The following is a 14,992-nucleotide window of genomic DNA, read 5'->3' as shown; positions in this document are numbered from 1 at the left end:
AGCATAGGGCCGCAGGCCGCCGGCGTTAAGGGAGGACCACGTTGACGGGTTCGCCGCCCTCGAGCAGCAGTCCGATCTGCTTCCTGACCAGGCGCACCATGCGGGGGAACATGGCCGAACTGGCGCCGCCCACGTGCGGCGTGATGAGCACTCCCGGGGTGGTCCACAGCGGGTGGCCGGCGGGCAGCGGTTCCGGATCGGTGACGTCCAGGGCAGCGCGCAGCCTGCCGGTTCCGGTCTCGGCCAGCAGCGCGTCCGTGTTGGCCACGGGGCCGCGGGCCACGTTCACCAGCAGGGCGCCGTCCGGCATCGCGGCGAGGAACTTGGCGTCCACGAGTTGCTCCGTCTGCCCGTTGAGCGGAACACTGACCACCACGATCTCGTGCAGCGGCAGCTGTTCATAGAGGGAGTCGATCCCGTATATGGTTCCGCGACCGTCCTCGCGCGAACGACTGGCCATCCGGGTGACCTCGGCTTCAAACGGGAGGAGCCGGGCCTCGATGGCCTTGCCGACTCCCCCGTAGCCCACCAGCAGGACGCGCCGGTCCGCGAGGCTTGGGCGCTGGCTGTTGTCCCACGTACCGTTGTCCTGGTTCCGGACAAAGTCCGGGATGCCGCGCTGGGACGCGACCATCATGCCCACGGCAAGCTCCGCCGTCGAGGTCTCATGGACTCCGGCCGCGTTGGCAAAAGTGACACCGCCGGGCAGGATGCCCGCTACGCCGTCGTACCCGATGGACTGGCTCTGCACCAGGCCCACGTCCACACCTGCCAGCGCGGCGAGCGCGGACGGCTTACCCATGTAGGGCGGCACCAGGAGGTCCAGGCGGCCCTCGGGGGCGGGGCCGGTGAGGTCCCAGAGCACGAACTCGACGCCGTCCACCGGGGCGAGTGCGTCCAGCAGGTTTTGGGCGGGCAGGCAGACGCGCAGGCGGGAGCTCATGCGGCGACCATCAGCTTGACGTTGGCGGCGCCGAGGGCATCCTCGATTTCCTGCGGCGGCGGGGCATCCGTCACCAGGATGTCCACCGCATCAAATGCTGCCAGCCGCGCCAGCGCATACCTGAGCATCTTCTGGTGCGTTGCCACCACCACCACCTGTTCCGCCGCATTCATAAGGGCGATCTTAGTGGCGCGCTCCACGTCGCGTTCGATGTAGAAGGCCTCATCGTGGATACCGGTCACCCCGATGAACGCCGTCTTGGCGCGCAGGCCCGCAGCCGCGCTCACGGTCATGGGACCGTTGAACGCCTGGCTGTCCAGCAACAGTTCCCCGCCGAGGCAGATGGTGCGCGCCTCGGTCAGCTGCAGGCAGCGCTGGATGGCCGGGGCCGAGTGCGTGATGATGGTCCCCCTGAAGGACGTGGGCAGTTCCTGGGCGATCTGGTAGGTGGTGGTACCGGCATCAAGGATGATGGCGTCCCGTTCGCTGATCATCGACACACAGGCCCGTGCCACCCTGAGCTTGGCGTCGGCGTCCTCCCGGACCCGGGCGGCGAAGTCGGCGTTCTGGCCGTGCCCCTCCACGGCGCTGACCCCGCCGTGGACCACCCGGGCAAGGCCCCGCTTGGCCAGCACCCGGGTGTCCCGCCGCACGGTCATGTCGGAGACTGCGAACGTCCCCGCGAGGTCGTTCGTGGAAATGAAGCCTTTCCGTCCCAACTCATCGAGGATGGTGCGCTGGCGCGGCGTCAGCGGCGCCTCTCCATGTGCTGTGCTCATAAGCTGCTTATCCCTCCCCAATGCGCCGGGCAGAGCCTGGCGGCGTGTTGGACTTCCAACACAAATCTTCTTATGAACGTACCCCGGAAACCGCATTCGCAAGCTCCACGGGGCGTCCTTCCGTAATAGAACGTTCCGCCGCCAGGCCCATCCGCACGGACTGCAGGCCATCGGCAACAGTCACCTCCACAGGGCCTTCGCCCAGGATGGCCTTCCGGAATCCGAGGTGCTCGTAGTAGGTGGAACCGTGATGGGCGCCGGCTGCAAGGACGGCCTCATCCACCGGCACGTCATGCTTCCGGGGGCCCAGCGGGGACCGCGGGCTGAACTCCACGGTTGCCTCGGCCTCGTCGCCGGGGATCCAGTGGTTGGCCGCCACCGGGATCAGGGTTTCGATCTTGGCGGCGTCGCCCACGATGGAGATCCGCTCCTGGAATTTGGACCCTTCGGCGAACATGGACAGCTCCAGCATGGCCCGGCGTCCACCCTTGAAGTCGACGATGACGTAGGCGTTGTCCACCATGTCCGAGACCCGGCCGTCGTACACCTCGTCCATATGGTTGACGTCGTGGCCGCCGCTGGCGTAGACCCGGACGGGCTCGTCCTGCAGGATCAGGCGCATCAGGTCGAAGAAGTGGCAGCACTTCTCCACCAGGGTGCCGCCCGTCCGCTCGGCGAAGCGGTTCCAGGCGTCCACCTTGTGCAGGAACGGGAAGCGGTGTTCCACGATGGACAGCATGTAGATATTGCCGAGTTTTCCGGTATGGGCCGCCTGGATGACCTCCTGGACCGGCGGCATGTACCGGTACTCCATGGCCACCCACACCGGTGCCTGGTAGGCCGCGGCGAGCACTTCGAGCTCGTCCGCCTGTTCTGCGCTGGTGCATACGGGCTTTTCGACCAGGACCGGGAGGTTGGTGCCGCTGGCGAAGATGTCCTTCAGGATGCCCAAGTGGGTGTCGTTGGGGCTGGCGATCACCAGCGCGTCCACCAGCCCCGAGGCCAGCAGTTCCTGGTGGGATGCGAAGAGTTTTACGTCGTAGCCGATCTCCTTGGCAGTCTCCTCGAGGGATGGCGGCGTGGGGTCGGACACTGCGGTGATCCGGCTCCCGGGGATCAAGGCGAGGTTCCTGACATGTTCGCGGGCCATGTGGCCTGCCCCGATGAGTCCGTACCGGATGGTCCGGACAGATTCCGCAGTAGGCAATGACATGAGCTGCTCCGTTTCTCTACGTTGAGTGGGGGGCTGCGGCGTTGCATCCCAAACACAACTATACAGAAAGTGTTGTTTTTCCAACATAGCGTGTGTATATTTCTTCAATACCAGCCGGAACTACAACGAGGTGGAACGTGCCCCAACCGTCAACTGGACCCCTGCTCTTCGTAGGCTGCGCCACTCTTGACTCCATTGCCCTGGTGCAGGATTACCCCGCCGCGGACAGCCGGACCGTCGCCACGGATTTCGCGACGGCGGGCGGCGGCCCTGCAGCCACGGCAGCCGTCGCAGCGGCACGGGCGGGGGCCGACACTGCCTTCGCCGGCGTCCTCGGCACCGACGAAGAAGGCGACCGCATCATTGCCGGGCTGGAAGCCGAAGGCGTGGACACCTCCGCCGTGATCCGCGATCCCGGCGTCAAGACCGGCGCCAGCGTGATCATCGTCAGCAAGGCAGCCGAGAGCCGGGCCATCGTCACCCGGCCCGTGCCGCCGGTCAGCTTCCCTGCGGGCAGCCGCTTCTTCGACCTGCTGGCAGCCGCCGCCTGGGTCCATACCGACCACCTGGGATGGAATGCAGTGGCAGGTGCCCGCCCCGCAGCGCTGAACATCAGCGTGGACGCCGGCAATCCCATCCCATCCTTCAGCCCCGGCGGCATCGCGCTCTACGTGCCCACCATGGAAAGGCTCCAGGCAGAGTACGGCGCTGGGCACTCGCCCGAGGCCCTCCTGCGCAAAGCGCTCGACGACGGCGCCGCGGCCGTCGTCGCCACCGCCGGCTCGGACGGCGCCTGGGTCCTGGAACGCGGCGGGGATCCCGTCCACGTGCCGGCCACGCCCGCGGACATCGTTTCCACCCTCGGCGCCGGCGATGTCTACCACGGCGCTCTTCTCGCCGCCGTCGCCGCAGGCCTGCCGTTGGTTAACGCCGCCGCATTCGCCGGCCGCACCGCTGCCGCATCCTGTGCCGGGCTGGACGGCCGCTCTGCCATCCCCCGCCAGGCCATCACCGCCGAATTCGCCTCCAACCACCATTCCTGACCCAACCCGCCCAGCTGAAAGTAGCCAGCCCATGAACCATGCAGACCTCTCCCCGCTCCAACGGCCCTCAGGCGCCTTCGCAATGCTCGCCGTTGACCAGCGCGAAGCCATGCGCAACATGTTCGCCGAGCACACCGACCAGCCCGTCACAGACCAGGACCTCCGCGACTTCAAGCTCGAGGCGGCCCGGATCCTGACCCCCTATGCCTCCGGCGTCCTCATCGACCGCCAGTTCGCCCTGGACCAGGCCATCGAGGCCGGCGTGGTGGACCCCGGCTGCGGGCTGATCGCCTCCGCCGACCACTTTGAACCCGCCCACGGTGAACTGGTGGGCGAGGTGACCATCGACCGCCTGGTGGATCCGCACAAGTACGCCGCCCTGGGCGTCAAGGCCCTGAAGCTGCTGGTGCTCTACCGCCCGGACGAACCCGCCGAGGGACGCGTGGCCATGGTCCGCGAGTTCGTGGACAGCTGCCGCTCCGCCGGGCTGATCAGCATCATCGAACCCGTCTCCCGCAAGCCCCTGGCCGGCGGCGACTTTGACTGGAACGCCGGCATCCTGGCCGCCGCCAAGGAACTGGGCAGCCTGGGCGCCGACCTGTACAAAGCAGAGGTCCCGTTCCACGGCCAGGCTTCGGAAGCTGACGTCCGCGACGCCTGCGCCGAGCTCACCAAAGCCATCGACGGCCCCTGGGTGGTCCTCTCCTCCGGCGTTCCCGAGGACATCTTCCCGGACGCCGTCCGGTGGGCCTGCCTCGAAGGTGCCAGCGGCTTCCTCTCCGGACGCGCAGTCTGGGCTTCCTGCATCGGCGCCTCCGACGTCGTCGAATCCCTCTCCACCGACGCCGTCCGAAGGCTGCAGCGCCTCTGCGCCGTGGTGGACGACGTCGTGTCCGCCCAGAGGACCAACGCCTAGGCGGTTCACCCGCACCACAGCACCGTCACGGGGCCCGGCCCCTCTCAGCAGCAAGCAAACAAGGCACAGCAAACACTCAACGAGGAGATTATTGTGAGTCAGATTTCACGCCGGCAGGCAGTCGCCCTTCTCGGGGCCCTGGGCTTCGGCGCCGCTGCGGCAGCGTGCGCCGGGCCCGGCGGTTCCACCAAGCCGGGAGGGGCAAGCGGGCCGTCGGCACCCGCCACCGGAGCTGTCACCGGCAAGGTGTCCTTCGCCCACTGGCGCGGCGAGGACAAGGCCGTGTTCGACGAACTCATCAAGCGCTTCGTGGCACAACACGACGGCGTGGAAGTCGCCCAGGACATCTCCACCTCCAACGACTACAACGCCCAGGCACTGCAGAAGCTCCGCGGCGGCTCCATCGGCGACGCGTTTGCCACCTTCCGCGGCTCACAGTTCAAGAACTTCACCGAGGCCGGGGTGTACACCGACCTCAAGGGCAGCAAAGCCGTAGGCAACTACCAAAAGGGACTCCTGTCCGCCGGGCAGAGCGGCGACAACCAGCTGGGCCTGCCCTACCAGGTGGTGTTCCCCATGCCCATGGCCAACCTGGACCTCTTCGACAAGGCCGGCGCCGAAACCTCCCCCAAGAACTGGGACGCCTTCCTGGGCATGTGCGAAAAACTCGCCGCTGCCGGCGTCATCCCCATCTCCTGGCCGGGCGGCGATGTTGGAAACGGCGGCCAGCTGTTCAACTGCATGATTGCCAACAATGCGCCCGTGGACGACATGTGCGCCCAGATCGAGCAGGGCAAGCTCAAGTGCACGGACGACTGGTTCATCAAGATGCTGGGCCAGTACAAGGACCTGAAGCCCTTCGTGCAGCCCAACGCCACCGGCACCGCCGTTGAACCGGCCCAGAACCTGTTCTCCCAGGGCAAGGCCGCCATGCTCGCCACCGGCTCCTACCACCTCGCAGCAGTCCGCGGACTCGGTGCCAAGTTCCCGATCGACCTGGTGTTCCCCAACACCACCTCCGACGGCAACGGCAAATACGAGGGCGCCTACAACGCCACCTTCATCCTGGGCGTCAACTCCGCCAGCAAGAACCAGGCGGCCGCGGCGGCATGGATCGATTTCCTCTCCGAGCCCGAGAACGCCGGCTACTACGCCAACCAGACCGCGCAGCACGTCTCCGTGGACAAGGTGGAATACACCAACCCGGACCTGAAGCGCCTGAGTCCCTGGCTGCAGAAGAAGACGGCACTCGCCGCCCGCTTCCAGTTCAATAACCTCGATGTCCGCAACGCGGTGGAGGCCAGCGCCACGGCCGTCATTTCCGGCACCAGCCCGGAGCAGGCAGCCGCTGCCGCCCAGAAGATTGTTGACGAACGGCTATGAGTATCCATCCCGGAACGGCTGCCCGGCGGAAGGCCCCGGACAGCCACACCCCCGAAAACCCTGCCAAGGTGCGTCGCCGCTCTCCCACACGGGTGAATCCGGCCCTGTACCTTTTCCCGCTGCCCGCAGTCGCCGTCGTCGCCTTCTTCCTGGTGATGCCCACGCTGCAGGCGTTCCAGTACGCCATCACGGACTGGAACGGATTCTCCGCAGCGTTCAATTACGTCGGTGTGGACAACTTCGTCCGCGCGTTCACCAAGGACTCCCTGTTTACGAACGCGCTGACGAACAACCTGAAGTTCGTGCTGCTGGTGGTGATCGCCCAGACAGCGTTCTCGCTGGTCCTGGCCCTGCTGCTGACCAAGAACTCGCGGGGCAGCATCCTGCTGAGGGCACTGTTCTTCTTCCCCACCATCCTGTCCTCCGTCTCGGTGGCCTTCATCTGGAAGTTCATCTACGACCCCAACTTCGGCCTGGCCAACTCGGTCCTCCGAACCGTCGGGGTGGACGGTGGCGCCTACCTCGGCAACGACGCCCAGGCTTTGTACTGGGTGGCCGTTACCCAGGTCTGGTTCCATTCGGGCCAGATGATGGTGGTCTACATCGCCGGGCTGCAGGCCATCCCCAAGGAACTCTACGAAGCGGCGGAGATGGACGGCGCCAACAAATGGCAGCAGTTCAAATCCATCACCTGGCCGTTCGTGGCACCGGCCACCTCCATCGTGGTGGCCTACACCACGGTGCAGTCCTTCAAGGCCTTCGACCTGATCCTGGGCATTGCCGGCAACCCGCCCAAGGCAGCCCTGGACATCCTCTCCACCCGCATTTACAGCACCTTTGCCAACTCGGAGTTCGGCTACGCCGCCGCCCAGTCGATCATCTTCATGGCGATGATCGCCCTGGTCACCTGGCTGCAGCGCCGGTTGCTCCGGCTCACCCCGAAGGGGGACTAGCAGCATGCTCGCAACACTAAGCCGCCGCGCCATCCTGGCCATCTACGCGGTCATCATCATCATTCCGTTGACAGTGGTGGCGTTCGGCAGTTTCAAGTCCACCCAGGAACTGTTCGCCGGCCCGTTCAGCCTTCCGCATTCACTCGCCCCGGACAATTTCGTCGAGGTGGTGGGCGGCCAGAACCTGGGTTCGTCCTTCATGAACAGCGTGATCGTTACCGGCATTTCGGTGCCGCTGACCTTGTTCGTGGCCAGCCTGGCCGGGTACGCCGTGTCCCGGTTGAAGGGGTTCATGTCCTGGGCCATCTTCGGGTTCCTGGTCCTGGGCATGGCCATCCCGGCACAGGCCAACATGGTGCCGCTGTACGTCCTCTTCGGCAGGCTGGGCCTGCTGGACAACCTGGCCGGCCTGATCCTGGCCAACGTCGTGTCCACGCTGCCCATTGCCGTCTTCATCCTGGGCGGGTTCATGCGGACCCTGCCCAAGGAGCTCTATGAAGCTTCCTCCATCGATGGCAGCGGGCCGTGGAAGACCTACGCTTCCATCGCCCTGCCGCTCTCCGCACCGTCGATCGCCGCGGCCGCCATCTTCCTGTTCGTCATCCACTGGAACGAGCTCCTCTACCCGCTGCTGTTCATCCAGTCCCCCGGCAACCGGACCCTGCCGCTGGCATTGCTCAGCTTCCAGGGCGAGTTCCAGACCAACTACCCGCTGCTGTTCGCCGGCGTGATCCTGGCGTCCCTGCCGGTGGTGGTGGCCTACGTCTTCCTGCAGCGCTACTTCGTTGCCGGCATCACGGCAGGAGCAAGCAAGGGATGAGTACGACGACGACGCGCGGCACCGGCGGTGCCCTCACGGCCCAACGAAAGGCTCCTTCCATGAACCTCACATCAGCCCGGCACCTTGTCGACGGCACCTGGCACACTGCCGGAACCGCCAAGGACGTGACTGATCCGGGCAACGGCACCACCGTGGGGGAGGTCGCCTGGGGCTCGGCCGGGGACGCCACCAGGGCCGCCGACGCCGCCGCCGAAGCGTTCGGGACCTGGTCCCGCACCACCGCCCGCCAGCGGGCGGACCTGCTCCGCAACGCGGCGGCGCTGCTGGCGGAGCGCCGCGACGAAATCGCGCACACGCTGGCACTCGAGGCAGGCAAAAGGCTTCCCGAAGCGCAGGGCGAGGTGGACTTCTCGGTGGAGTACTTCCGCTGGTTCGCCGAGGAGGTCCGCCGCGCCACCGGCACCATCAGCCCACCTGAACTTCAGGGCCGCCGCCACCTGAGCCTGCGCAAGCCCGTCGGCGTGGCCCTCAGCCTCACCCCGTGGAACTTCCCCGTCTCCATCCAGGCCCGCAAGCTCGCCGCGATGCTCGCCGCCGGGTGCACCGTGGTGGGCAGGGTTTCGGAGAAGGCCCCGCTGGCTGCGACCGGCCTGTTCGAAGTCCTGCATGACGCCGGTTTTCCCGCCGGCGTGGTGAATCTGGTCCATGGCCCATCCCGCGAAATCACCGCGGCGTTGATGGCCCACCCGGCGGTCCGTGCCGTCAGTTTCACCGGGTCCACGGGTGTGGGCCGGCAGATCATGGCATCAGCCTCCGAGCGCGTGGTCCGGCCCCTGCTGGAACTCGGCGGCAACGCACCGTTCATCGTCTTCGAGGACGCGGACCTTGACGCCGCCGTTGACGGCGCCGTCCTGGGCAGGCTCCGCAACACCGGCCAGTCCTGCGTGGCCGCCAACCGGTTCCTGGTCCAGGACAGCGTCGCCGACGAGTTCGCCCGGAGGCTGGGCGCCCGCTTTGACGCGATGACCATCGGTCACGGCGTACCCGACGACGGCGCGCAGGTCCCGGACCTTGGCCCGGTCATCGATGCCGACAGGGTGTCCGCGGTACAGGCACTGGTGGACGACGCCCTGGACCGGGGCGCCCGCCGCGTCACCGAGCGCACGGCGGTCCCCGGCGGGGGTGCGTTCATGGCGCCCACCCTGCTGGCCGATGTCCCGGACGACGCACTGTTGGTGACCGAAGAGGTGTTCGGCCCGGCCGCCGGCATCGTCACCTTCTCCTCGGAGGAGGAGGCCATCCGGAAGGCGAACGCCACCGAGATGGGCCTGGCCGCCTACGTGTGGAGCGGCAGCACGAAGCGCGGCTGGGAGATCCCGGAGCAGCTTGAGGCCGGCATCGTCGGCGTGAACGACCCCCTTCCGTCCGTTGCCTTCGCCCCGATGGGCGGCGCCAAACAGTCAGGCCTGGGACGGGAAGGATCGAGCTTGGGCCTCGAAGAGTTCGAAGAGGTCCAGTACGTGGCCTGGAGACCGTAAATGCTGACCACCGGGCTGGTCCTCGGGGCCGTCGTCATGGGTGCCGGGATGCAGCGGATCACGGGGATGGGCTTCGCACTGGTGGCCGCCCCGTTCCTGGTCCTGCTCTTGGGCCCGGTGGAAGGCGTGGTGCTGGTAAATGTATGCGGGGCGGTGACGGCAGGAGCCATTATCTTCCGGGTGCTGCGCGACATCGACTGGAAACGCTACGTGTTTCTTGCGGCCGCTGCCCTGCTGGGCATCATTCCGGCGGCCTTCCTGATCCGCCTGATTCCGGCGCCGGTGCTGGAGATCTCCATCGGGGTGCTCCTCGCGGCCGGGCTGACCGTCCTGCTGGCACTGAAGTCCGCCACGCTGCCGGCGCGCCGGCGCTACCTGTTGGCCGCCGGCGGCCTCAGCGGATTCATGAACACGGCGGCCGGGGTGGGCGGGCCCGCGGTCAGCATGTACTCGATCGCCACCAAGTGGCAGCACAAGTCGTTCGCTGCCACCATGCAGCCGTACTTCTTCACCATCGGTACGTTCTCGCTCATCTCCAAGGCCATCACTGCCCCCGCAACTTTCCCTGTGATGCCATTGGGCATGTGGGGTGCCGTTGCCGTCTCCTGCCTGGCCGGGCTGGTGCTCGGCGACGTCGCCTCGAAATTCGTTCCGGCCCGGGCAGCACAAAAACTCCTGGTGGTCCTGGCCTACCTGGGAGCGGCTGCCACGATTGTCCGCGGCGTGCTTGAAGCCGCCGGCTGACGCAATATTTCTACTGACCACGCAACTGAGAGGACATGACATGACGTGGCTGAACAGCCCCGCCCACGCACGATGGCTTGAGGCGGAAACCGACCGGTTGGTCCGTTTCGCCGAGGCCTCCAAGGTCGCCACCGGATTCGGCTGGCTCGACAACTACGGCAAGGTGTTCGCCGACAAGCCAACCCACCTGTGGATCACAGCACGCATGACCCACAGTTTCGCCGTCGCCGCCCTGATGGGACGGCCGGGAGCGGCCACGCTCGTGGACCACGGAATTGCCGCCCTCAACGGCGTCCTGCACGATGACGAGTTTGGCGGTTGGTACGCCGAGGTGGACCAGGATGGTCCGGTGAACGACACCAAGTCCGGCTACCAGCACTCCTTCGTACTCCTGGCTGCTGCCAGCGCCGTCGCGGCCGGGCGCCCCGGAGCACGGGAGCTGCTGGATGAGGCGCTGCGGGTCGCCGACACGAAGTTCTGGGACCACGAGGCCAACATGTGCTTCGACTCATGGAACCGGGACTTCACGGAAACGGAGGCATACCGCGGCGGCAACGCCAGCATGCACTCGGTGGAGGCCTACCTCATCGTGGCCGATGTGACCGGAGAGAACAGGTGGCTCGAACGGGCCCTGCACATCGCCGAGGTGCTCATCCACCGGTTTGCGCGCAACAACAATTACCGGGTGTTCGAGCACTTCGACCCGGACTGGAACCCCATGCCCGAGTACAACACCGATGACCGCGCCAGCCAGTTCCGCGCCTATGGCGGAACCCCTGGCCATTGGGTGGAGTGGGCGCGGCTGCTCCTCCACCTCCGTGCCGGGCTCGAGGCCCGCGGCCTGGACGTCCCTGAGTGGCTCCTCGAGGATGCACGTGGCTTGTTCGATGCCGCCATCCGGGATGCCTGGCAACCGGACGGCCATCCGGGATTTGTCTACACGGTCGACTGGGAAGGCAAGCCCGTTGTCACCACCCGCATCAGGTGGGTACCCGCGGAAGCGATCGGCGGTGCGGCTGCCCTGTACATTGCCACGGGCGAGCAACAGTACGCGGACTGGTATGAGCGGATCTGGGACCACGCCCGCGACTGGTTCATCGACTACGAGCACGGTTCCTGGAAGCAGGAACTCGATGAGAACGGCAATGTCACCTCAACGGTGTGGTCCGGCAAGGCGGACATTTACCACTTGTGGCACTGCCTGGTGGTCCCCCGCCTCCCGCTGGCGCCGGGGCTGGCTCCAGCGGTCGCGGCCGGCTTGCTGGACGCACGCCTGAACACGCCGTAACCGGCGCGGAGCAGGGGGTTCGATCCTGTAATTTTAAGGGAGGAATTTGTCCGGCCAGCGAGCCGCTTTCCAACCCCACCCCTTGAATGGACGCACTCCCATGCCTTCCGCGATTTCCGCGCCGTCCCCTGCCCGTTTTCCCTATGCCGCCATGGCGGTGCTGGCCACGATAGCCTTTACGGCCATCACCACGGAGTTGCTGCCGTCAGGGCTCCTGCCGCAGATCAGCGCCGGCCTTGGCGTGTCCGAGCCCGTGGCCGGCTACCTCGCCGCCGCGTACGCCGCCGTCATTGTTGTCACCGTGGTTCCGGCGGCCCGGCTCCTGGGGAAGATTCCACGGCATGCGCTCCTCGTCGGGTTGGTCTTGACGTTCGCGCTCAGCAACGCCATGGTGGGAATGGCGCCGGACTTCACCTCGGCGATGATCGCCAGGTTGGTGGGCGGACTGGCGCACGGGCTGCTCTGGACCACCATGGCGCCGTTCGTGGCCCGGGTTGTCCCGGCAGACAAGGTGGGCAAGGCCCTGGCCATCGTGTTCAGCGGCAACAGCCTGGGGTTGGCCATCGGGGCCCCGGTGGGCACCGCCTTGGGCGGGTTCCTGGGGTGGCGGACGGCATTCCTGGTCCTGGCCGGCTTCGGGGTGGTCCTCACCGTCCTCGCATTCTGGCTGCTCCCCCGGGTCCGCCGCATTACCGACGCTGCCCGTCCGTCGCTTCGCAAGGCTATTGGCCAGCCCGGAGTTAAGTCCGTGGCCGTCGCCTGGCCGCTGCTGGTCTTGGCCCACTTCGCTCTCTTCACGTACATCGCACCCTTCATCCGCGAGGCGCAGCTGCCGGACTACGCCACCAGCCTCTCCCTGACCGTGCTGGGCGGCTCGGGCCTGCTGGGCATCTGGATTGCCGGGCTGACCGTGGATTCGCGCCCGCGCCGTTCCCTGATAGTGACGACGGCGGCCATCGCCGCTTCGATGTTCCTTCTCCCCTTGGCGGTGGGAAACCTCCCGGTCACCCTGGTGCTGATGACGGTGTGGGGCGCAGGTCTCGGGGCGATCGGCATCTACAACCAGTCGGCGATCCTGCGGGCCGGCGGTGAATACAGCGAGGCCGCCAACGGGCTGACCGTGCTGACCATCCAGCTGGGTATCACCGTCGGCGCACTCTACGGCTCCGGGGCGCTGGTGATGGGCGGACCGCTGCTGGTTCCCGCCGCGGCGGCGATCCCGGTGGTTGCCGCGCTGGTGATCACCTTTGCCGGGAAGAAGTACGCCTATCCGCCGGGCCCGCGGGAGCGGATCTGGCTGGAACCCAGGCCGGTGAAGGAAAGCGTCACGGACCGGACCTGACAAGCCTGCATCGAGTGCTCCGTACCGGTCGTTTCAGCACCTGGAACGACCACTACGGAGCAGTCGGTGGGTCAGTCGCGGTGCTTGGCCACGGTGAACAGGAAGGTGGAGTCCTCTTCGGCCGTCAGGCTGTGCAGGCCGGGCGGGACGATCAGCAGGTCCCCCGCCTTACCCTGCCAGGAGTCCCCGCCTGCGATCAGCCGGACGCAGCCGCGGATCACGAACACCGTGGCGTCGCCAGGGTTCTTGTGTTCGCTCAGCCGGGTTCCGGCGGCCAGGGCCATCACGGACTGCCGGAGGACTTTCTCGTGGCCGCCGTAAACGGTGTCGGCGGCACGGCCGTTGGGGGATGCGAGCGCTGCTTCGAGCTGCTGGCGCGCCAGGGCGTCGACCGATATCTTCTGCATGCGCCCAAGGCTACCCAGTGGCCGTCAACCTGGCGACCAGTTCCCCGCGGCTGCCCACCCCCACTTTGTCGAAGATGGATTTGAGGTGGTCGTGGACGGTGTGCGGCGAGATGAAGAGGTGCCGGGAGATGTCCGCGTCCGGGCTGCCTGCCATGAGTTCCAGGCAGACTTCCTGTTCCCTCGGGGTGAGGCCATAGGCAGCCAGGAGCAGGGTCAGCAACTGGCCGGTGGTGGGCGGCTCCACCGTGACCACCATCTGCACGGGATCGTCCCCCGTGAGGAGCCTGCTGGCCTGAAGGACCACCCAGCCGGCGTCGAGGTCCCGCATCCGCGTCCGCGCCGTCCCGGTGCGTGACGCCCTTGCCTGTGCCACCACGGAGTACAGCACCATGCTGAACCGGCCCGGAGCCGCGTCTTCGAGTGCCTGGAGCCACGTGGTTGCGGCCGGGGTGGCGGCCCGCAACTCACCACGATCGCCGGCGAGGACGATGATCGGGCCCTCATGCTGGTGCCAGACCGAGTGGTGGGCGCGGGCGGCGATACGGGTTGCGGCGGCGAGCGCGTCAGTAACCGCTGCCAGGAATTCCACTTCCCGGTCGCTGAAGTCTCGCGCCCCATTACGGAACAGGCTGCCCACTCCCCAGCACGACTGGTCCACGCGGAACGCGCCGCGCAGTTCATGCACCAGTCCCAGCGGGCGCAGGAGGTCGTTGATCCGGATGCTGCCGGCCACCGCGGGGCCAGGCGCATCCGAAATCCGCGCTACCGGCTGCGGACGCCGCATCAACTGGACAAAGGTGTTCGGCTCGTTCCCTTGATACTCGGATTGGGCAAACCGGACTGCGTACTCGGCGGTGACGGGCCAGGGCCGCCAGTTGGTCACCGAATTCATCACCATGGTGTCTGGGTCGACGCCGGCCCAGCAGGCCTGGTCGAACGGCACCGACTGCCGCACCAGTGCCAGGGCGGCGGCATAGAGGGCGGACAAGTCCAGTCCGTCTGTGGCCAGCGCGGCGATCTCCCGCCGGGCACGCGCAGCGCGTTCCTCCCACATAGGTCCAGTATCCGGCTCACCGGGCTCCCGTGGAATCCCCCATTCCGGGGATGGTGTGCCCCAGTGCGGCGGCCCTACCCTTCCGGCATGAACATCATGTCCCAGATCTTTGCGGTGGTGGCGGTGGCCGTATACGTGGGCGTCTTCCCGGTGGAGAGTTTCCTGCTCCCGCGCAGCAGGTGGGCGCAAAAGTTCCTCAGCACACCGCCGGAGAATGTGCCCGCCGTGATGATGTGGGCCATCCCCACCGGGTACAAGAACCTGGTGATCGCCCTGGGCGTAGCGGCCGGGCTGGTGGCGGTCAACACCGGCGAAACTGTGGTGGGGTACACGTTGGTTGTGTATTGCTGCCTGAACATGGTCCTCACCGCCCCCACCATGCTGGTGGCCGACCTGCAGGGCCACTACCCGAAGCGATGGGAGAGCGTCCCGGGGACCCTGGCCGCCACCCTTCCCGCCCTGCTCTCCTTGCTCTTCCTCCCCCTGGGGCCCTAGTTGCCCCGGCCGCCGGGTCCGCATGCGCGGCTTACGGCGCGAAACCGCCAACGCGGCTCCCGGCTCGAAACCAACTGCCTGAAACACCTTGATAGGTGACCATTTAGTCACCT

General features: G+C 66.9%; 15 protein-coding genes. 10 read left to right on the top strand and 5 right to left on the bottom strand.

Features of this window, described 5'->3' with window-relative positions; translation table 11 throughout:
* Positions 1-25: 25 nt before the first annotated feature.
* The 3 genes from QRM95_RS20170 to QRM95_RS20160 all read right to left on the bottom strand — a co-directional run bounded on the left by QRM95_RS20170 (position 26) and on the right by QRM95_RS20160 (position 2,935).
* Positions 26-943 carry a 2-hydroxyacid dehydrogenase gene (locus QRM95_RS20170; protein WP_285249192.1) on the bottom strand — a complete coding sequence of 306 codons (918 nt, stop codon included), beginning with the start codon at positions 941-943 and terminating at the stop codon, positions 26-28.
* Positions 940-1,722: a DeoR/GlpR family DNA-binding transcription regulator gene (locus tag QRM95_RS20165; RefSeq protein ID WP_285249191.1), complete on the bottom strand. Its 783-nt coding sequence runs from the start codon at positions 1,720-1,722 to the stop codon at positions 940-942. The genes QRM95_RS20170 and QRM95_RS20165 overlap by 4 nt, the downstream gene beginning before the upstream one ends.
* A 70-nt stretch (positions 1,723-1,792) precedes the next feature.
* Positions 1,793-2,935 (bottom strand): Gfo/Idh/MocA family protein, encoded by a 1,143-nt coding sequence (locus tag QRM95_RS20160; RefSeq protein WP_285249190.1) that lies wholly within the window; start codon positions 2,933-2,935, stop codon positions 1,793-1,795.
* Positions 2,936-3,072: 137 nt separating this feature from the next.
* On the opposite strand from QRM95_RS20160, the gene QRM95_RS20155 reads away from it, so the two are divergent.
* The 9 genes from QRM95_RS20155 (at position 3,073) to QRM95_RS20115 (ending at position 12,923) form a co-directional block, all read left to right on the top strand.
* Positions 3,073-3,978: a PfkB family carbohydrate kinase gene (locus tag QRM95_RS20155; protein WP_285249189.1), complete on the top strand. Its 906-nt coding sequence runs from the start codon at positions 3,073-3,075 to the stop codon at positions 3,976-3,978.
* 31 nt (positions 3,979-4,009) lie between these two features.
* Positions 4,010-4,894, top strand: coding sequence for an aldolase (locus QRM95_RS20150; RefSeq protein WP_285249188.1), 885 nt, complete (start codon positions 4,010-4,012; stop codon positions 4,892-4,894).
* Positions 4,895-4,987: 93 nt separating this feature from the next.
* Positions 4,988-6,277 (top strand): ABC transporter substrate-binding protein, encoded by a 1,290-nt coding sequence (locus QRM95_RS20145; protein WP_285249187.1) that lies wholly within the window; start codon positions 4,988-4,990, stop codon positions 6,275-6,277.
* On the top strand, positions 6,274-7,230 hold the full coding sequence (locus QRM95_RS20140; protein ID WP_285249186.1) for a carbohydrate ABC transporter permease: 957 nt from the start codon (positions 6,274-6,276) through the stop codon (positions 7,228-7,230). The genes QRM95_RS20145 and QRM95_RS20140 overlap by 4 nt, the downstream gene beginning before the upstream one ends.
* A 4-nt stretch (positions 7,231-7,234) precedes the next feature.
* Positions 7,235-8,050, top strand: coding sequence for a carbohydrate ABC transporter permease (locus QRM95_RS20135; protein WP_285249185.1), 816 nt, complete (start codon positions 7,235-7,237; stop codon positions 8,048-8,050).
* A gap of 59 nt (positions 8,051-8,109) precedes the next feature.
* Entirely contained in the window at positions 8,110-9,549 is a 1,440-nt protein-coding gene (locus QRM95_RS20130; protein ID WP_285249184.1) for an NAD-dependent succinate-semialdehyde dehydrogenase, read from the top strand.
* Positions 9,550-10,293 (top strand): sulfite exporter TauE/SafE family protein, encoded by a 744-nt coding sequence (locus tag QRM95_RS20125; protein WP_285249183.1) that lies wholly within the window; start codon positions 9,550-9,552, stop codon positions 10,291-10,293.
* Positions 10,294-10,333: 40 nt separating this feature from the next.
* Positions 10,334-11,581: an AGE family epimerase/isomerase gene (locus QRM95_RS20120; protein ID WP_285249182.1), complete on the top strand. Its 1,248-nt coding sequence runs from the start codon at positions 10,334-10,336 to the stop codon at positions 11,579-11,581.
* Between the two features lie 100 nt (positions 11,582-11,681).
* Positions 11,682-12,923, top strand: coding sequence for an MFS transporter (locus QRM95_RS20115; protein ID WP_285249181.1), 1,242 nt, complete (start codon positions 11,682-11,684; stop codon positions 12,921-12,923).
* Positions 12,924-12,994: 71 nt separating this feature from the next.
* Here the strand turns inward: QRM95_RS20115 and QRM95_RS20110 are convergent, their stop codons facing one another.
* Together QRM95_RS20110 and QRM95_RS20105 are read right to left on the bottom strand one after the other, a co-directional pair.
* Entirely contained in the window at positions 12,995-13,330 is a 336-nt protein-coding gene (locus tag QRM95_RS20110) for a cupin domain-containing protein (RefSeq protein WP_285249180.1), read from the bottom strand.
* 10 nt (positions 13,331-13,340) lie between these two features.
* Positions 13,341-14,384 carry a helix-turn-helix transcriptional regulator gene (locus tag QRM95_RS20105; protein WP_285249179.1) on the bottom strand — a complete coding sequence of 348 codons (1,044 nt, stop codon included), beginning with the start codon at positions 14,382-14,384 and terminating at the stop codon, positions 13,341-13,343.
* Between the two features lie 87 nt (positions 14,385-14,471).
* Here QRM95_RS20105 and QRM95_RS20100 point away from each other — a divergent pair, with 87 nt between their 5' ends.
* Positions 14,472-14,879 (top strand): DUF1304 family protein, encoded by a 408-nt coding sequence (locus QRM95_RS20100; protein ID WP_285249178.1) that lies wholly within the window; start codon positions 14,472-14,474, stop codon positions 14,877-14,879.
* The last annotated feature ends 113 nt before the right edge of the window (positions 14,880-14,992 follow it).

Source organism: Pseudarthrobacter sp. efr-133-R2A-89, assembly GCF_030209315.1.
Lineage (GTDB): Bacteria > Actinomycetota > Actinomycetes > Actinomycetales > Micrococcaceae > Arthrobacter.
This window is presented reverse-complemented; position numbering and strand designations above follow the sequence as displayed.